Source organism: Brevibacterium aurantiacum (genome assembly GCF_003932995.1).
Classification (GTDB): domain Bacteria; phylum Actinomycetota; class Actinomycetes; order Actinomycetales; family Brevibacteriaceae; genus Brevibacterium; species Brevibacterium aurantiacum.
In genome coordinates, this window is record NZ_CP025333.1 from 3093212 (window position 1) to 3111872 (window position 18661).

15 protein-coding genes are annotated in these 18661 nt (G+C 65.0%); 3 read left to right on the forward strand and 12 right to left on the reverse strand.

All coding sequences use genetic code 11. The features are described 5' to 3' along the window. Positions 1-9: 9 nt before the first annotated feature. A complete protein-coding gene (gene rplM, locus CXR25_RS14335) occupies positions 10-453 on the reverse strand; it encodes a 50S ribosomal protein L13 (protein ID WP_009883872.1) in 444 nt (147 codons plus the stop codon). 265 nt (positions 454-718) lie between these two features. On the opposite strand from rplM, the gene CXR25_RS14340 reads away from it, so the two are divergent. Further along, positions 719-3322: an alkaline phosphatase family protein gene (locus CXR25_RS14340; protein WP_114384786.1), complete on the forward strand. Its 2604-nt coding sequence runs from the start codon at positions 719-721 to the stop codon at positions 3320-3322. After that, on the forward strand, positions 3319-5460 hold the full coding sequence (locus CXR25_RS14345; RefSeq protein ID WP_096145980.1) for a hypothetical protein: 2142 nt from the start codon (positions 3319-3321) through the stop codon (positions 5458-5460). Before CXR25_RS14340 ends, CXR25_RS14345 begins: the two co-directional genes overlap by 4 nt. A 53-nt stretch (positions 5461-5513) precedes the next feature. Here CXR25_RS14345 and CXR25_RS14350 read toward each other — a convergent pair whose 3' ends face one another. The 3 genes from CXR25_RS14350 to CXR25_RS14360 all read right to left on the reverse strand — a co-directional run bounded on the left by CXR25_RS14350 (position 5514) and on the right by CXR25_RS14360 (position 9988). Continuing rightward, positions 5514-8102 carry a bifunctional metallophosphatase/5'-nucleotidase gene (locus tag CXR25_RS14350; protein WP_241212419.1) on the reverse strand — a complete coding sequence of 863 codons (2589 nt, stop codon included), beginning with the start codon at positions 8100-8102 and terminating at the stop codon, positions 5514-5516. Positions 8103-8498: 396 nt separating this feature from the next. Next, positions 8499-9353, reverse strand: a complete 855-nt coding sequence (gene truA / locus CXR25_RS14355; RefSeq protein WP_096145978.1) for a tRNA pseudouridine(38-40) synthase TruA — start codon at positions 9351-9353, stop codon at positions 8499-8501. Next, positions 9350-9988 (reverse strand): hypothetical protein, encoded by a 639-nt coding sequence (locus tag CXR25_RS14360; RefSeq protein WP_009883867.1) that lies wholly within the window; start codon positions 9986-9988, stop codon positions 9350-9352. Before CXR25_RS14360 ends, truA begins: the two co-directional genes overlap by 4 nt. Before the next feature lie 236 nt (positions 9989-10224). On the opposite strand from CXR25_RS14360, the gene CXR25_RS14365 reads away from it, so the two are divergent. Beyond that, positions 10225-11406: a glycosyltransferase family 4 protein gene (locus CXR25_RS14365; RefSeq protein WP_236850465.1), complete on the forward strand. Its 1182-nt coding sequence runs from the start codon at positions 10225-10227 to the stop codon at positions 11404-11406. 69 nt (positions 11407-11475) lie between these two features. Here the strand turns inward: CXR25_RS14365 and CXR25_RS14370 are convergent, their stop codons facing one another. The 8 genes from CXR25_RS14370 to CXR25_RS14405 form a co-directional block, all read right to left on the reverse strand. Beyond that, positions 11476-12039 carry a cysteine hydrolase family protein gene (locus CXR25_RS14370; RefSeq protein WP_125240714.1) on the reverse strand — a complete coding sequence of 188 codons (564 nt, stop codon included), beginning with the start codon at positions 12037-12039 and terminating at the stop codon, positions 11476-11478. A 137-nt stretch (positions 12040-12176) separates the two neighbouring features. Continuing rightward, entirely contained in the window at positions 12177-12815 is a 639-nt protein-coding gene (locus CXR25_RS14375; RefSeq protein WP_101557248.1) for an energy-coupling factor transporter transmembrane component T family protein, read from the reverse strand. Next, the gene (locus CXR25_RS14380; protein WP_009883863.1) at positions 12812-13582 is read right to left on the reverse strand and encodes an energy-coupling factor ABC transporter ATP-binding protein; all 771 of its coding nucleotides are present in this window, start codon (positions 13580-13582) and stop codon (positions 12812-12814) included. The genes CXR25_RS14375 and CXR25_RS14380 overlap by 4 nt, the downstream gene beginning before the upstream one ends. Next, positions 13579-14295 carry a biotin transporter BioY gene (locus tag CXR25_RS14385; protein ID WP_009883861.1) on the reverse strand — a complete coding sequence of 239 codons (717 nt, stop codon included), beginning with the start codon at positions 14293-14295 and terminating at the stop codon, positions 13579-13581. The genes CXR25_RS14380 and CXR25_RS14385 overlap by 4 nt, the downstream gene beginning before the upstream one ends. 93 nt (positions 14296-14388) lie before the next feature. Continuing rightward, a complete protein-coding gene (gene guaA, locus CXR25_RS14390; RefSeq protein ID WP_125240715.1) occupies positions 14389-15969 on the reverse strand; it encodes a glutamine-hydrolyzing GMP synthase in 1581 nt (526 codons plus the stop codon). Positions 15970-16059: 90 nt separating this feature from the next. Continuing rightward, a complete protein-coding gene (locus CXR25_RS14395; RefSeq protein ID WP_009883859.1) occupies positions 16060-16497 on the reverse strand; it encodes a DUF3817 domain-containing protein in 438 nt (145 codons plus the stop codon). 2 nt (positions 16498-16499) lie between these two features. After that, positions 16500-17465: an SURF1 family protein gene (locus CXR25_RS14400; protein ID WP_009883858.1), complete on the reverse strand. Its 966-nt coding sequence runs from the start codon at positions 17463-17465 to the stop codon at positions 16500-16502. 31 nt (positions 17466-17496) lie between these two features. Continuing rightward, positions 17497-18630: a GuaB3 family IMP dehydrogenase-related protein gene (locus CXR25_RS14405; RefSeq protein WP_009883857.1), complete on the reverse strand. Its 1134-nt coding sequence runs from the start codon at positions 18628-18630 to the stop codon at positions 17497-17499. Between the last annotated feature and the right edge of the window lie 31 nt (positions 18631-18661).

Here is an 18661-nt window from a genome sequence, read left to right on the forward strand (position 1 = left end):
CAAGCGCGCTTACTGCGCGACCTGGCTGAGTTCGTACGGCTGCGGATTCTGAGCGGCGTGTGGGTGCTCTCCACCCTGGTACACCTTCAGCTTCTGCATCTGGGCACGTCCGAGACGAGTCTTCGGAACCATACCGCCGACAGCCTTTTCGACTGCGCGCTCGGGATTGGTGGCGAGAAGCTCGGCGTAGTTGACGCTCTTCAGACCGCCCGGGTAACCCGAGTGGTGGTAAGCGCGCTTCTGATCGAGCTTCGCACCGGTCAATGCGACCTTGTCTGCATTGATGATGATGACGAAGTCACCGGTATCGATATGAGGAGCAAAGGTGGTCTTGTGCTTGCCGCGCAACAGGCGTGCAACCTGGGCAGCAAGACGACCGAGCACCTGGTCAGTGGCGTCAATGACGTGCCACTGGCGCTCAATATCGCCGGGCTTGGGTGTGAACGTACGCAAAAGTAGCCTTCTTTTCGTATCTCTTGGTGTAGTGCTGATGACTCATCGGGTCGTGAGTCTGATGAGTCAAGGCACTCGTTGTCTTGAATCGGGTCTGCCCATCGAAATCGTCCCCTCACCTACGGGCCTGCAACGCATGAGGCTATGTAAGGGAGCACGACGGACACACACAACGACAATCAAATATACATGCATTCTCACCCGCGGAGCAAACGCTCAGGCCAGTGCCAGAGCGGGTGGAAAGCTGAGCCGATACTATTGACCTGTGCCGCCTTCATCCCTCCTGCCCACGCGCCTTCCCGCATTCAGACTCCTGGTGCTGGGAATAGTTCTCGGGCTCGTGGTCCTCATCCTCGGACCGGCACAGTCACCAGCCGCTGCCGCGGACGAGTCCCCTGCTGCAGGGTCGGCCCCAGCAGCTGCGGCGAGCAGCACCGCGGCATCGACGACCTCGGCGTCTGCTGGCACAGGGTCAGCGGGCGAGGATTCGGATGCCTCTCGGCCTCCCGACGGCAAGACCATCGTCTACGGCATACCCGGTCTGACCATCAATGATATCGATCCTGTGCGCACTCCGAACCTCTATGAGCTGTTCTCCAACGGCTCTGCCGCCAACCTCAATGTGCGCACCATCGGGTCGGCGACCTGCCCCGGTTCCGGCTGGCTGTCCATGGGGGCCGGCGCCCGTGCCCAGGCGGGCCCGCCCACTGACCCAGAACTCGAAGGCAGCAAGGCCACCTGTCCTGCTCTGAGTGCGCCGTCGACCAGCGACGAGGCTGCAGAGAAGGCACTCGACGGTGCCGACGAGGCCGCGAACTCCGCGGCCGGGACCAGCTCCTCGAGTGATGAAGATCTCCCCGGGCAGGCTGCGAAGGGCACCACCACCGCGACGATCGATGACTTCGAGGCCATCAAGGAACCGAACGTCGACTCCGGCTACTCGGTGGACTACGGAATGCTCGCCCGGCTCGTCCGCGAACAGGGAAAGACCGTCCCACAGGGCACAGAAGCCTCGTCAGCCGCGTCGCAGCTTGAACCCTGCGTCGCCGCCGAGGGTCCGGGCGCGGCCTACGCGGCGGCCGACCAGAACGGCGTTGTGGCCAACTACACAGACGATGCCGCCGCCACCGACTGTCGACTCGGCCTCGTCGACTTAGGCTCGATCGGCTCCTCCGCCTGGCTCTATGATCCGATCCCCAACTACTCCTATACCGTTCCTGTCTTCTTCGACCGTGAGGAACGCGTCGCCGAGGCCGACGAACGCTTGGGCGACAAGCTTGAGGAAGTCCGTGATTCTGCGGCCCCGGGAAGTGAAGAGCCGACGATCATCGTGGCCGGCCTCGGGGACAGTTCGGGTCTGCCGCAGCTGCGCGCTTTCATCGCCTCCGGCCCCGGCTACGAACCCGGAAACCTGTCCTCGGCCAGCACCCGCACCCCCGGCCTCCTCCAGCTCACGGACATCGCCCCGGGCATCCTCGACCAGTTCGGCATCTCCTCCCCCAACGGCATCTCCTTCGACGTCACACCCACCGAAGACGAACCGGACGAACGCATCGACGACCTCGTGTCCGAGGCTCAGAAGGCGACGTCGATCTACCAGCACCTGTCGACGTTCTCCCTGCTCCTCGACATCATCTTCTACGTCCTGTTCATCCTGTGCGGTGTCCTCTTGGCCCGGAACCTCATCGGTCGCCGAGGTGGTGCGAGGACCGTTCCCACCGTGCACCGGTTCCTCGCCTGGGTCTCTTTTGCCGCAGCGACGCTGCCGATGAGCGCATTCGTGGCAGGCCTATTCCCGTGGGCCAGACTGCCCCACCCCGGTTTCGGCCTCAGTGTGTCGATCGCGGTCTCGGCAGCGCTGCTCTTCTGCGTCTCTCTGCTTCCGCCCTGGGGTCGGACCTGGCGTGGTCGCGTGGCTGCTCTGTCGCTGCTGAGCTTCCTCATCCTCTCCGCGGACCTCATCACCGGCTCGCACCTGCAGGGCAACTCGCTGCTGGGCTACAACCCGATCGTCGGCGGCAGGTACTACGGACTGGGCAATCAAGGTGCGGCGATCTTCATCGTCAGCCTCTTCATCTTCCTCGGCATTGCGATCTCCTGGCTGCGGGCGCGAGGGCATCGCAGACTCGTCTTCCTCCTCCCGCTTGTGCTCGGACTGTTCGCAGTCTTCGTCTCCGGCAACCCGTCCTGGGGAGCGAAGTTCGGCGGTACGATCGCCACCTTGGCCGGTCTCCTCGTGCTGTTGGCACTGGTCAGCCGGATCCGTCTGTCCATCTTCCGGCTCGTGCTCATCGGCCTCGCGTCCCTGGCTGTGCTGCTGGGCATCGCGTTCCTCGACTGGCTGCGGGAGCCGGGATCACGCTCGCACTTCGGAACCTTCTTCGACCAGATCGTCACAGGTGAGGCGCTGCAGGTCATCGGTCGCAAGCTCGGTGCGAATCTTCACATCGTGGCGATCAATCCTGCCTTGGCGATCGTCACTCCCCTGGCGATCATCGCAATCCTGTTCTTCCTGCGCTATCTGCTCCACTTCCCGAGCATCACCCCTGCCACCCGAGCCGGTCGTCTGGCGAACAAGTGGCGGGGTCGCCTGCCGCAGGTGTTCGAGGACCAGGACATCCACTTCGGGTTCCTCGCCGCGGTCACCGGCATGGCGGTGGGGCTGGTCATCACCGACTCCGGCATCGCCGTGCCCTCGACCGGTGCCATGGTGCTCCTGCCCTACCTGCTGGCACTGAGCGCCGAGCATGCGCAGGAGACGATCGCCGACACCAAGCCCCGTCGGGGCAGTACGCGGACCATCCTCATGTCTGCTGAAGATGCGTCTGAACCTCAGGGTGCACCTAAGTCCGGGACGGATCGAGCATGAGAACATCCTCGCTGCCCGTGCGCATGCTGCTCGGTCTCTTCGTCATCACCCTGCTCATCCTCGGACTGCCGCAGGGCGCTCAGGCCGCGCCAACCCGGGGCATGGATGGAAACAGTGAATCGGAAGCGGAAGCCGCCTCGGCGGGCAAGGGTCCGATCTTCATCGGTGTCTCCGGGTTCAGCTTCGAGGACCTCGATCCGCGTACGACACCGAATCTGTGGAGGATGATGCAGACCGCGCAGATCGGCACCATCACTCCCCGCAGCGTGCGGACGACCAGCTGCCCCGTCGACGGCTGGCTCGGCGTGGGCGCGGGACGGCGGGCCGCCGACGAACCCCGCGAGGAGTGCCGCCAGCCGGCCGCGCCCCTCGACGGCTGGGTCGCTGACTGGGACGTCTATGCGCAGGTCGCCAGAAGCGACAACTACGACGCCAACCTCGGCGCTCTTACGGAGTCGGTGCCCGACATCGCTGCCTTCGGACCAGGCGCCGCGATCGCGGCGGCCGATCACAGGGGCAAAGTCGACAACTGGTCACCGGTCGGCGACGATTTGGCCCAGAAGGCGGCTCGGGCCTCACAGAACGGTGAGCTCACACTCGTCGACCTCGGCGACACCACCTCGGACGGATATTCACTCAAGGCCCTCGACTCACACGTCGGGAAAATTCTGGCAGCCGCCGGCTGGGTCGACCCCGACGACCCCGAACATCTGACTGTGGGCACCTCGCCGATCATCTTCTCCTCGATCGCCGACGGTTCAGTCAAGAGCTCGTCGATGCAGTCGACGATGATGCTGCGCCCCGGCGGGACTGTTGGTCTGCTGAGCTCGTCATCGACTCGCCAACCCGGCCTCATCCAGGTGCCCGACCTCGCCCCGACACTCGTCGAACTCAGCGACGGCGAGCCCATGCAGAACGCTGCCGGCGCCCCGATGAACAACCAGGACCCGGACAGCGGCTGGGAGTCGCGTTTCCAGACAGTTCTCGACCGTCAGGTTGCGGTGAAGACGCAGAACGAGCTCTCGACATGGTTCTTCCCCGTCGTCGCCACACTCATGGTCGGTCTGCTGGTCCTCGCGTGGTTACTGCGCAAGAATCATCGCGAGCTCGTCCACTCCGGGGCCTACCGGCTGGGCATCGTCTTCGCAGCCATGCCGGTCTCGACCTATCTGGTCAACACCGTGCCATGGGAGAGGGCGACCAACCCTGATATTGCGATGCTGGGCGCCTTGGCCGGGTGGTCTCTGGCCCTCGGGGTCATCGCCCTGCTGGGGCCGTGGCGTGGGTTCAAGCTGGGACCGGTGCTCTTCGTCAGCGTCGTCACGGTCCTCGTCTTAGCCTATGACGTGATGACCGGCTCGCAGCTGCAGATGTCGACCCTGCTGGGCGAGCCGCTGCTCATCGCCTCACGGTTCTACGGCATCGGCAACTCCGCCCTCGCGCTCTACTGCTGCGCCCTGATTCTGGCCGTCGCCGGGTTCGCATCGCTGACGAAGCGACCGCTCATGCGCATCCTCATCGTCACCGTGCCGATCCTCATCTCGAGCGTCATCTTGGCCGCCCCGGGACTGGGCACGAAGTTCGGGTCCGTGCCGACGCTGATCATCGGCGTCGCCTACCTGGTCCTCGCGGCCGCGGGCATCAGATTCTCACTCAAGCGCATGGGGCTGACGGTGGGAATCGCCGGCTTCGTAATGCTCGCGGTCCTCTTCCTCGACTGGCTGCGTCCCGCCGATCAGCGCACCCACTTCGGTCGCTTCTTCGACTCCATCATCAGCGGCGAGGCCCTGGGCGTGCTCGCGCGCAAGATCGGCATGAACATCGACATCCTCACCCAGTCGTGGATGACGCTGCTCCTTCCGCTCATCATCATCGGCGTCTTCTGGCTGGCATTGGAACCCCAGCGCTTCTCCCTGCAGGGAATGATCAACGCCTACGATCGGATCCCCCTGCTGCGGGCGGGCATGATCAGCCTCGCCATCCTGTTGGGCGTCGGCACGATCATCAACGACTCGGGAATCGTCGTCCCCGCCGTCGGCATCCTCTTCCTCGTCCCCGTTCTGGTCCACCTTGAGACCTTCGAGACGAAGCAGACAGCAGACAGCGGCGGCCAGGCGAAACTCTCCAGTTCCGTCTGACCGCCGCCTGCCTGGCCGAGCCCTAGGGTCTCAGCCGCGCCTCAGTGTCCGTGTCACACGGTGGCCTTGCGTCGGCGCACCATGCTCACGGCCATGCTGCCTGCGACGATGAGCGCGAGTGCCGCCGCCACCAGATTCATGGCCTCGAAACCGGTGCGAGGCAGATCCCCACCGTCCTTCGAACCGTTGGCGTTGGATCCGCTGCCATCGGCATTCGCCGAGGTGGCTCCCGATGCGTTGGCATTCGCCGAGGTGGCCCCGGAGTCATCCGCATTCGCACCGGTGCCGTTGGAGCCGGCATTCGATCCCGAGGCGTTCGCACTGCCGTTGTCACCGCCGGTGGCATCGGCATCCGAGCCTGCACCGTCGGAGGTGCCGTCGGCGCCGCCGTCATCACCGGCAGCGGCGTTCGCCTCGTCACCGACCTGTGCCGTGGCTTCGAAAGCGTGATTGACCGGCAGCGGGTTGTCATCCCACCACTGTGCGTCCCCGGCCTTCAGTCCCACCTCGAGGGTGACTTCACCGCTCGCGTCCTCGGGCGCAGTGACGTTGATGGCGACGTCGCTCTCACCGGCGGGAATCGATTCCAAGGTCATGGTCTTCGTCGCGGCGTCCACCGTGACCTCCGGTGCCTTCGCGGTCTCCGACTGCCCGCCCTGCTGGGCTCCGGCCGATGCCGAGTCAGCGGCGCTGACGGTGTAGCCCTCGGGCAGATCGACGGTCACGTCCACGGGTCCTGGGACCTCCGCCTCGGCGGTGGTGTTGAGGACGAAGTCCCGGTTCTCACCTGGCTCGATGCCATCCTCGGGGGCGGCGAGATCGACCGTGAGCTCACCGTTGTCGATGACGTCCTTGCTCATGTCGGCCTGGCGTTCGTCCTTGTCCGGTGAGACCTTCTCGCCAGCCTCGGTGCGGTTCTCGAAGTAGTCGACCCAGGTCTCGAAGTCCGTGCGCCCGGAGAGTTCGAAGTCACCCTCAGCGAAGGAGGAGAAGTTGTCTCCCCCGGCGGCGAGGAAGCTCAGCGTCGCAACCCTGTACTCCTTGTTCGGATCGAGCTTCTTGCCGTTGACCTCGACCGATTTCACGTGCTTGCCCTTCGCAGCATCGGAGTCGTAGACGACTTCGAGCTCCTCCGAGATACCGAGGTGGAGGAACGGACGCGAGGCGTCGGCTGGCTGCCACTGCTCTTCGAACAGTCCGATGACGTCCGAACCCTGCATCGTCACGACACCGTGGTCATTGGCGAAGGGCAGGACCGAGCTGAGTTCAGCGGCCGTGACTTCGCACGTGTCCTCTTTGTTGTAGATGTCATCGCATTTCAGGTCGGTGCGCAGCCCGCCCGGGTTGGTGATGCCGAAGTCGGCGTCGTCAAGCTGTGTGCCCTCGACTCCGTCCTTGAGTGCATCGGCGACGAGGTTGCCCAGGGTGCTCTCCGCACCGCGGTCTTCCTTGCCGTCCTTCGTGGCGCGGGTGATGTCCTCACTGATCTCGCCGGCGACGACGGAGCCTGGAACCTTCGCTTTTGCATCGGCATCGGCGATGATCTGGCTGACCTCATCGACGACGGGCGAGTCATAGCTCTTCTTCTCCGTCTCGATGAGTTCGGTGTTCTCGGTCGTCCAGTTGCCCTCGGCATCGGCTTCGAGCTGGACCTGACCGACGTATTCGCCGTAGCTGCCGGCCTCCAGCACGGGCCGTGTCCGGTCCGGCTCGCCGGGGACAGGGGCCTCGAAGGAGTAGGGCAGGTGGGTATGGCCGGTGAAGAGGACGTCAACGGAGGCGTCTGCCTCGGTCACGAGCTTGTTGAACTCGGCGTTCGAGGCCTTCGCCTCGTCGAGGCTCTCCGTGCTTGAGGCGCCGAGGTGGGCCTCGACGACCGTCATATCCGGCTGTTCGTCCTCGGGCAGGTTCTCGATCTCGCCGGCGACTCGGTTGACTGCGTCGGTGGGGTCACCGAATTCGAGGCCGGCGATGCCGTCGGGTGAGACCAGTGACTGTGTGTCCTTGGTGACGACGCCGATGACGGCGACCTTCACGCCACCCACATCGACCGTGGTGTAGCCCTCAAGGCCGTCGACGACGTCGGTGGTGCCCTCGCTGTAGACATTGGCCGCCAGGTAGGGGAAGTCTGCTTCGGACGAGACCCGGCCGGCCAGATCTTCCATGCCCTGGTCGAATTCGTGGTTGCCGACTGCTGAAGCCTGGACGCCGATGGCGTTGAGGACATCCAGCGTCGGGGTGTCCTGCTGTGAGGAGGAGACGTAGGTGGAGGCTCCGATGTTGTCGCCTGCGGAGAGGACCCCGGTTCCGGCGGTGCCGTCTTCGGCGGCGTACGTCGCGCGCTGTTCCTCAACGACCGAGGCGACCTGCGTGCCCGCCTCGGCGATGCGTCCGTGGAAGTCGGTGATGTTGAGCAGCTGAACCTTGGTGCCCTCGGCTGCCGCCTGTGTCGAGGTATCCTTGTCCTCACCCTCGGCTGCATCTGCACTGGCATCTGCAGGTGAGTCTGTGGACGATGAGCCACCAGCTGATGACTCGCTCGGGGATGATTCCGAGGGGCCGGTCGTCGAGGGTGCTTCCTCGGCGGAGCCGTTTCCGAGGGATGCGGCAAGTGAGGGGGCGGCGCCCGGCAGCGTCAACATTGACACTGCCGCTCCCGTTGCCAGCATCTTGGTCACTAGTCTTTTGGTCACTAGCTTCGTCATGTATGTGGTTTCCTTTGGTCATTGCATCCGCCGCACAACAGCTGTGCCTGGTGAGGATCAAGCAGACTCATTCTGCAGTGCCTAAGCGAACGATGAGTTACCTACATGTGAATGTACACAGGATTCTCACATCTGGAAAGAGGGATTCTCTCAAAAAGACGATACAAACCCTCGCTGTCAGGGTCGCCGTCGAGCTGTTGTCAGGGTCGCCGTCGAGCTGCTGTCAGGGTCGCCGTCGCGTTGCCGGGATCGGCCCAGGAGTCGGCAACTGAGCCTGTGTGGCGCTGAAGCCGGTGCCGCAATCGAGCTTGTTCTGGCTAAGCCTGTGTCCGACTAAGCCTGTGTCCGGCGGGCCATGGTCTGAGCTGCGCGGGAGGCATAGAACTCGGCCTCGGGGTATCCCACCCCGGTGAGGACGAGCCCGTGTGCGGGAGAGACGAACATCGGAACGTCGGGGTCGACTCCTGTGTCCGCCTCGGCGAGGAGCTCCGCGGGCCGAGTCACCGGCCAGGTGCCGGATCCGACCTTGATCAGCCCGCCCACCAGGGCACGGACCATGTGGTGGCAGAACGCATCGGCACGCAGGTCGATGGTGATCACCGCTTCCTGATCCCGGGTGACCTCGAGTTCGTGCAGTGTGCGGATGGTCGTCGCGCCCTCGCGTGGTTTGCAGAAGGGAATGAAGTCGTGGAGGCCCTGGGCCTCCCGTGCGGCCTCGGCCATCGCCTCGGCGTCGAGTTCGCCCTTGTGCCGCGGTGTCACGGGTGTCAGCAGCGGATCGATGAAGGATCGGCGGTCGGCGAGCCTGTACTGGTAGGTCCGCCACAGTGCGGAGAACCGAGCGTCGAAGTCTTCGGGAACCTCGGACACGGCATGGATGACGATGTCATCGGTGTCATCGACGGTGAGGACTCCACGCAGACGCGACAGCAGCGCCGCCTCGGCTGGTCGGGAGGACTTGCCGATGAGCTTCTCGATGCCCTCTTCGGCGAGGTCGATGTGAACGACCTGCCGTCTCGCGTGGACGCCGGCGTCGGTGCGCCCGGCAACGATGGTGGCCACCTCGGCGCCGGTGATCCGGGACAGCCCGGCCTCCAGTGAGTCCTGCACGGTGCGCAGCCCGGGCTGCTTGGCCCAGCCGTGGAAGTCGGTGCCGCGGTAGCCGAGGTCGATACGGAACCGCGTCATGATCCGGCCGATCCGGTTCGGTTCGAAGCTCCAAACTGGTCCTGGGGTTCCGCTTCTGCCGAGGACCGTTCCTGGTCCGTTTCGGTGAAGGGTTCGCGGGCCTTGAACACGTTCTTGAACAGCCGCGACACGGCACGTTCGCGTTGCCGGTGGTAGAGATCGACGTTCGTGTTGTAGATGCGGGCGCCTGCCAGGATGCGTTCGGCCAGCACATTGAGCTGACCGTGCAGAAGCGCGATGGTGGTGTCGAGTTCTTCGCGGGGCCCCGTCTGCATCGCGAGAGACGAGTCGGCGGCAATCGCCCTGTCGCTGATCTGACTGGGGATCTGTGCCGCCTCGTCGATCGTCCGGGTCAGCGCGTTCTCCGCCGCAGCCCCGCGGGGGCCGAAGGGAGCCCTCTGGGCCGAGGCGAGCGCGAGTTCGACAGAGCTGAGGTCTCGGGTGGTGATCTGCTGCAGGGTTCCGATGTAGGCGGGCACGAGGGCGTGCCGACCGCGGAGTTCGACGAGCAGCTGGCGTTTGGCCTCATCGCAGAGCGAACGCGCCATCGACAGCTGGTTGAAGCGCAGGATCGTCACGGTCAGGGCGAGGATGACAAGGGCAAGCACACATGCTCCGACGATGAACCAGACCACTGCCGCCTCCCCTTCTCATTCGCTTGACCGACACTTCAGTTTACGCGGGGTTCAGACTCCTCGCGAATGGGACCAGAGCCTCGTCACCGTCGGCACTGCGGAGCGTGCGACGGATCGGGCGAGTGCGTGCGTGCGATCGGGCTAGAGCGCTCAAGCGCGGCGATTTCGGCCTATCGTCGCCGAAGGGTCGCCTCGATGTTGCCCGTCCTTCACCCTGGGGGCGTGAACTGAGTTCTGTGAGAGTAGCGATCATTGCAGAGTCCTTCCTCCCCAATATGAATGGGGTCACCCACTCACTCCTCCGCGTCCTCGACCACCTGGCCGACCGCGGCGACGAAGTCCTCATCATCGCACCAGGCACGCGCCGCGACGGTCCCAAGGAGGTCGCCGGAGCCCGCATCGTGCGGGTCCCCTCGATCGCCTTGCCGAAGTATCGGCGGGTTCGCGTCGCTCCCGGTGGAGTCAGCCGCATCAAACGACTGCTGGAGAACTTCAACCCCGATGTCGTCCACCTGGCCAGCCCCTTCGTGCTCGGCTGGCGCGGTGTCCTGGCTGCGCAGAGCCTCGACCTGCCGACAGTGGCGATCTATCAGACCGAGGTTCCTGCCTACGCTGCCCGGTACGGCATGCACGGCATCGAGGCGATGCTGTGGTCACATGTGCGCAACATCCACCAGCACGCCTCCCTGACCTTGGCCCCATCGAGCTACACCCTTGATCAGCTCTCCGAACTCGGTGTCGCCGAGGTGGACCTGTGGGCCCGTGGAGTCGATTCCTCCCGCTTCGACCCGAGTCACCGATCAGAGGCCTGGCGCCGATCAGTGGCACCGAATGGTGAGAAGATCATCGGCTACGTCGGCCGCCTCGCCGCCGAGAAGCAGGTGGAGGACCTGGCCGTCTTGGACGACGTGCCCGGATCGAGACTCGTCATCGTCGGCGACGGACCGTGGCGGGCAAAGCTCGAACGGGTGCTGCCGAATGCTCATTTCGCTGGATTCCTCGGCGGCGATGCTCTGTCTCAGGCCGTCGCGAGCTTCGACCTCATGGTCGCCCCCGGTGAGCTCGAGACCTTCTGCCAGACGATCCAGGAGGCCATGGCCTCCGAAGTGCCTGTCATCGCTCCGGCTCGTGGCGGACCGCTGGACCTCGTCGACTCCTCCCACACCGGGTGGCTCTACACGCCCAAGGATCTGGCGGCGATGCGCGGACACGTCATGGACCTCCTCGGCGATGAGGCAAAGCGCCGAGCCTTCGGCCTCGCCAGCCGCCAGCAGGTGCTCAGCCGCAGCTGGAAGAGCGTGTGCTCGCAGCTCATCGGCCACTATTCGCGGGCGATCGAGAATCCGCACCCACAGGTTCTGGGCCGCGGCTTCACCGTGGCCACACCCACCACCTCCGAAGACTCCTCAACCCTCTAGGCGAGCCCTGCCCTGCGGTCTGCTTTCGGTACTCGCGGTGCCCGGGCGCCAGGACGACGCGGCCGCGCCTCAGGCTTGCGCGGCCCACTCGGCGACGGTGAGCACGGTGGCCTGCTTGGGGAAGACCTTCTCGGTGAGCACCCGGTGGACCTCCTCATCCCGGTCGGCGCAGGCGTCGGAGAGCACCGTCAGGCGGAAGTCGAGGTCGGCAGCCTGTCGGATGGTCGACAGGACCACTCCGCTGGTGGCGACGCCTGCCAGGATCAGGGTGTCGGCATCGTAGCCGCGCAGCAATACCTCGAGATCGCTGCCGGCGAAGGAGCTGATGCGACGCTTCGTTACGATCGGTTCGCCCTCGTGCCGTCCCAGTGTCTCGTGGATGCTCGTCGAGGCGTGTGCCTCATCGAGGTCGCCGTGAGCGGCGATCTGCCGAAACGATGCGGTTTCGGGGAGCGCGGGGTGACCATCGCGCAGGGCAACGCGCACCCAGATGACAGGGATTCCCTTATCCCTTGCCGCGGCGACAGCATCGCGGGCCCGTTCGAGGACACCGGTCTTGGTGAAGGCCTCATCACCGGCTATGCCGTTCTGGAAGTCCATGGCGAGCAGGACTGGGCGCTGGTTTGCAGCCATTGTTTGTCTCCTTCGCGGATCTGCGCGGCAGTCGAAATGCGAGCCGACTGCCTTCCTTCGCTGAGGATACTCTTCGTCAGGTCAGCTGGCCGCGGATGCTCGGCGCATGACCTTCGGGCGCCCCGCTTCGGTGGCGCTCAGTCCACGATCCCGCGGGCGTCGAGTGCCCGTCCGGTGTCCTGGGCGTACTTCACCGAGCGAAGGATCGCGGGGACCACCCTAGCCTTGATGCTGGAGTCGAGACCACGTGCTCGAGCGGCACGGTCGGCCTCTCCCAGCAGTCCGGAGATGTGGGAGATGGCGCGCACCATAAGGCTCGCTGTCAGCGCGATCGTGTCCGGGCTGGCACCGAAGAAGCGCAGTGGTGAGACGATCACGGTGAAGGTGTCGAGCAGCTGTGCCACGGTCGTGGTCAGGGTCAGCAGCATCGCAGCCTGGACACAGGCGAACACAGTGCCACCGACCGTGAGGCCGGAGTGCAGAGATCCGAAGAAGTACTGCATGGCTATGACGATGAGGATCAGCACCGCCGCATAGAGCCAGGTCTTGAGGAAGTGACGCAGCCGCAACTTGGCGGTGAAGCCGAGAACGACGAGGACGGCGAACATCGACCAGTTGATGATCGGGTCGCGGAAGATCAGAGCCACAACGCCGATCAGGGCAATGACGACCAGCTTCACCCCGGTCGGCGTTCTGTGCAGCCAACCAGGCGTGTGCGCCACCTTCCCGAACAGCTGCGGCCTGGGTCGAATACCAGCGCGGGACGTCCGGCTCACGAAGAGTCGCTCATGATCAGCTCGCGGTACATTCGCGTCGCCTCGTCGGGAGTCGAGTCGTGGACGATGCGTCCGGAGTCGACGACGAGGGCGCGGTCGGCCATCCCGGCGAAGTCGAGGTCGTGGGTGGAGAAGATCACGCGCACACCTCGGCGGGCGACAAGGTCGGCCAGGAGTTTCCGCAACTTCTCCTTGTTGCGCAGATCAAGCAGCGTGGTGGGTTCGTCGAGGACGAGGATCTGCGGATCGACTGCCAGAACGGCAGCCAATGCGACCAGCTGACGTTGGCCGCCGGAGAGCTCGTAGACGCTGCGCTCGGCCAGATCGGCGATGCCCAGTTCCTCCAGCACGGCCAAGGCCGCGGCGCGGCGCTCCGCCTTCGGAACACGTTTGCGCAGGGAGAGCTCGATGTCTTCGAGCGGGGTCGGCATCACCAGCTGCGCCGCCGGATCGGTGAAGACGAAACCGACCCGCGAGCGGACCTGCTTCGCCTCCTCGATTGGGTCGAGACCGTCGATGAGCACCCGACCGGAGTTGGCCGTGACCAGGCCGTTGAACAGCTGCAGCAGAGTGGACTTCCCGGAGCCGTTGGCCCCGATGATCGCAATCGTCGATTCATCGAGCGTGACGTTGACGTCGGTGAGGATCGGGCGATAGACATCACCGGCAGGGGTGTCATCGAGGACTCCCACGGAGACCTCGGAGAAGCTGATCTCCCGCACCCGCTCCCCCATGCTCTCAGGCTCCGGCTTCCGACCGAAGATCACTGTGCCGCAGTGCCTTCAGAACGAGTGCCTTCCGAGCCAGCACCTTCAGACCCAGCACCAGCGGTCTGAGCATTCGGACCTGGCGTCGGGACACCTCGGCGACGGAGGACATCGGGGAATGCCCGGTGGATGAGCAGTGCGACGGAGACGGCGAGGACGTTCTTGATGATGTCACCGGGCCAGTACGCGAGGTCGGCGACGGCGGCCACACCCAGGGGCAGGTCGGCGTTGATCGACATTCCGAGGATCCCCAGCGGGTGGTTGAGCAGCAGGCTGGAGCCCAGTCCGCCGATGAAGAGCGCGATCCACAGCTTCGATCCGCGGAAGCGGCGAATGGCCCAGCGGGCGACGAAGCCGGTGGCGAGTGCGTAGAGCGTGAACGACAGGATGTAGCCGGCGCTGGGACCGGCCAGGACGCCGATGCCGCCGCTCATGCCGGAGAAGATCGGCAGGCCCAGGAGGCCGAGCACGACGTAGAGCAGGACCGCCGCTCCCCCGCGCCACGGGCCCAGCACCAGACCGCAGAGCGCGATGGCGAAGGTCTGCAGGGTGATCGGCACACCGGCCGGCCCGACGGGGATCGGCGGCATGATCGCGAATGCTGCGAGCAGTGCGGCGAAGACCGCGATCAGGGCGATGTCGCCGGCTCTGCCAGCTGTGGCTTTCTGCCCGGCCCTCGCCGAGGTGGTGCTGCCGGTGTGTGCGTATGACATGAGTTCTCCGATGGTGAGGTGGCACCCGAGACCTACTCGGGCACCACCCACCTTAACTGAACACTGTTCAGGAGTTGTAGTCGGGGAACAGAATCATTCCCATTCGATGGTGCCCGGAGGCTTGGAGGTGACGTCGAGGACGACTCTGTTGATGTCGTCGACCTCGTTGGTGATGCGGTTGGAGATGACCGAGAGAACGTCGTAGGGAACGCGGGTCCAATCGGCGGTCATGGCGTCTTCGCTGGAGACCGGGCGCAGCACGACCGGGTGGCCGTAGGTGCGTCCGTCACCCTGGACACCCACGGAGCGCACGTCGGCCAGGAGGACGACCGGGCACTGCCAGATCTCTCCGTCGAGGCCGGCCTTCGTCAGCTCCTCACGGGCGATGGCGTCGGCCCTGCGCAGGATCGACAGACGATCCTCCGTGACCTCGCCGATGATGCGAATGCCGAGTCCGGGACCGGGGAAGGGCTGGCGGGAGACGATCGCCTCGGGGACGCCGAGCTCACGGCCGATGGCGCGCACCTCGTCCTTGAACAGGGCACGCAGGGGTTCGATGAGTTCGAAGGTGATGTCATCGGGGAGACCGCCCACATTGTGGTGGCTCTTGATGTTCGCGGTGCCCGAGCCGCCGCCGGATTCGACGACGTCGGGGTAGAGCGTGCCCTGGACGAGGAAGCCGATCTCTTCGCCCTCATCTTTGGCCTCGGCGACGAGGTCGGCGGAGGCGGACTCGAAGGTGCGGATGAATTCGCGGCCGATGATCTTGCGCTTCGTCTCCGGATCGGTGACGCCGGCGAGTTCGGACAGGAAGCGCTCACGGGCATCGATGGTGACCAGGCGGACGCCGATCGAGTCCACATAGTCGTTCTCGACCTGTTCGCGTTCGTTTTCGCGCAGGAGGCCGTGGTCGACGAAGACGCAGGTGAGCTGGTCACCGATCGCCTTGTGGACCAGTGCTGCGGCCACGGAGGAGTCGACTCCGCCGGAGAGGCCGCAGATGACGTTCTTCGATCCCACACGGTCGCGGATGAGTTCGACCTGCTCGTCGATGACGTTGGTATTGGTCCAGTCGGCGCTCAGGCCGGCGACGTTGAACAGGAAGTTCTCGAGGATCTGCTGCCCGTATTCGGAGTGGAGGACCTCTGGGTGCCACTGCACTCCGGCGAACTTGCGTGCCGCGCATTCGAAGGCCGCGACTGGGGTGTCCGCGGTCGATGCGAGGACATCGAAGTCAGCGGGCGCCTCGGCGACGGAATCTCCGTGAGACATCCAGACCTTGTAGCTGTTCGGGGTCTGGGCCAGAAGCGAACCGGTGCTGGAGACCGTGACCGGGGTCGAACCGTACTCGCGCTTGTCGGTCTTGGCCACCCGTCCGCCGAGGGTGGTCGACATCAGCTGGAAGCCGTAGCAGATGCCCATGGTGGGCACGCCGAGGTCGAAGACGGCGGTGTCGAATCCGGGGGCGCCTTCATCGTTGACGCTCGAGGGTCCACCCGAGAGCACGATGGCGACTGGCTTCTTGGCTGCGAACTCCGCTGCCGGTGCGTCATGGGCGATGATCTCGGAATACAGTCCGGCCTCGCGGATCCGTCGGGCGATGAGCTGCGCGTACTGCGCACCGAAATCGACCACGAGGACAGGAGGCACCTGTGTGCTCTGGGTTTGCGTCATGCCCCAATTCTAAACACCGGGCACCCAGCTCCCAACCCGAGGTTCAGCGGGCGGACGAACCGCACCGTGGCAACCTCGCCGAGGTGGTCCTCAGCTCTTGGGTGCGACCACCACGGCCGCGGCCAGTTCAGCTTCGACCTGGCGATGGATCTTGCGTTCGAGGATGAACGACATCACCGGGACCACTCCGGCTAGGGCCAAGACGATGTAGCGGCCCAAGGTCCAGCGCATCTGCTGGTTGAGCCAGAAGCAGCCGATGAGGTAGACGACGTAGCACCAGCCGTGGCAGATCGCGATCGCGGCCGCGAGGTTGAATCCGCCGAAGTTGAGTGCCGTCGCGGAGTCAGCGGCGATGAGGTACTTGTAGATCATTTCGACGGTGAGGATGAGAAGCATCGTTCCGGTGATGATGGCCATCACCCGATAGAACTTCAGGGCGTTGCGCGCCGAGGTGAAGCGTTTGACGCTCCACACATCGTTGTCATCGAAGTCGGGGCGGGAATCCAGGGACTCGGGTTCTTCGCTCACGCTCAGTTTCCTCCGGTCGGGGTGGTGTTGGTCGAGTTGTCATCGGTGGAGCTCTTCGAGGCAGAGCCGCGGCTCCTGCGAGGCTTCTTCGCTCCATGTCTGTGGGCGGGAAGCCCGGTCAGTCCCGACATCACCTTGGGGTCGATCGAGGACTGGCCGGCGGACTTCACGACAACGTACTCGACGCGGTTCGCAGGATCCTGAGAATCGGAGCCCTCACCGAGTCGGCGGCGCATGAAGTCATCGCGCAGCAGCTGCCACCACATGTACAGGGCCATGCCGGCGAAGATCAGCCATTCGATTGCGTAGCCGGCGGACTGCAGGTCGAATCCGCCCTCGTCCCGAGTTGTCGTCGGCGGCACGAATGCCAGTCCGTCTGTTGCGACGGATGCGGCATCACCGGTCGCCGATTCGGGGATGAGGAACCCTGAGTAGGTCAGCAGGTCGGGGAACAGGTTGATCAGCTGCGAGGTCGAGACGCTGCGCACCTGGCCCTCGGGCAGCGAGTTTCCGGGCATCGGACCCTCAACGGGACCGATCTGCGCCGTCATCTTGACGGGGCCCTCTGCCGCACGGGATTCCATGGCGGTCTTCTCATCGGTGGTGAAACCACGCAGAACCGGAATCGCGATGGTCTTGTCTTCGGCGTCGGCACCGACAGAGGCACCGAGGCGGGCGTCATCGGGGGCGAACATCGTGACCACCCAGAAGCCCTTGTCTCCGTCGAGGACGCGGCCGGGAACGACGACCTGAGCATCGGGAAGCCAGTGCCCGGACAGACTGACCCGCTGATCGGCAAGGATGCCGGGCATCGGGGCCTGCGCCTCCATCACCTCGTTGAACGGCTCGACCTCCTCGACATCGGCCGATTCCACAGCATCATTCTTATGCTGAGCACGGTCGACCTGCCACGCCGAGAGTCCGACGAAGCAGGTGACGAGAACGAGAACGAACAGCAGGGACCCCAACCATTTGGGGGTCAGCGCCAGGCGGAACAGATCAAACCACCGATCCAGGCTGATAGGGCGAGACGGTGACGTCGACGCGCTGGAATTCCTTCAGATCGACATAGCCGGTGGTGGCGAGGGCACGACGCAGGGCACCGGCGAGGTTGAGTTCGCCGATGGCGGTGCGGCCGGGCCCGAAGAGGACCTGTTCGAGACTGCCCACTGTTCCCAGCTCCACACGGTGTCCGCGGGGAAGCTCGGGGTGGTGTGCTTCTGCACCCCAATGCATCCCGCGGCCCGGAGCCTCGGTCGAACGGGCCAGGGCGGTGCCGAGCATGACGGCATCGGCGCCGACGCCGAAGGCCTTGACGATCTCGCCGCTGGAGCCCAGTCCGCCATCGGCGATGACGTGGACGTAGCGGCCGCCGGATTCGTCCATGTAGTCACGCCGTGCGGCGTGGACATCGGCGATCGCGGTGGCCATCGGAGCATGGAGGCCCAGGGTCTTGCGGGTTGTCGCGGCCGCTCCCCCGCCGAAGCCGACGAGCACGCCGGCAGCGCCGGTGCGCATGAGGTGCAGGGCTGCGGTGTAGGTGGCGGCACCGCCGACGATGACGGGGACGTCGAGTTCGTAGATGAACTGTTTGAGGTTGAGCGGTTCCGTGTGCGAAGACACATGCTCGGCCGAGACCGTGGTGCCGCGGATGACGAAGATGTCGACTCCGGCATCGATGACGGTCTTGTAGAACTGCTGGGTCCGCTGCGGTGTCAGAGCACCGGCGACGGTGACTCCTGCTTCGCGGATCTGTTCGAGCCGGGCCGTGATGAGTTCGGCCTGGATGGGTGCTGAGTAGAGCTCCTGCATCCGTGAGGTCGCCATCTCCGCAGGCAGCTGAGCGATTTCGGCCAGCAGCGGAGTGGGGTCCTCATAGCGGGTCCACAGGCCCTCGAGGTCGAGTACGCCCAGGCCACCGTGCTTGCCCAGAGCAATCACGGTCTCCGGTGACATGGCGGAGTCCATCGGGGCGCCGATGAAGGGGAGATCGAACTTGTAGGCATCGATCTGCCAGTCCAGCGACACATCCTCGGGATCTCTCGTACGCCGAGCAGGGATGACGGCGATGTCATCGAGGGAATAGCCGCGACGACCGCGCTTGCCTTTGCCGATTTCGATTTCAGAACTCACCCGAACAGCCTATCCCACAGCCCTGACGCCG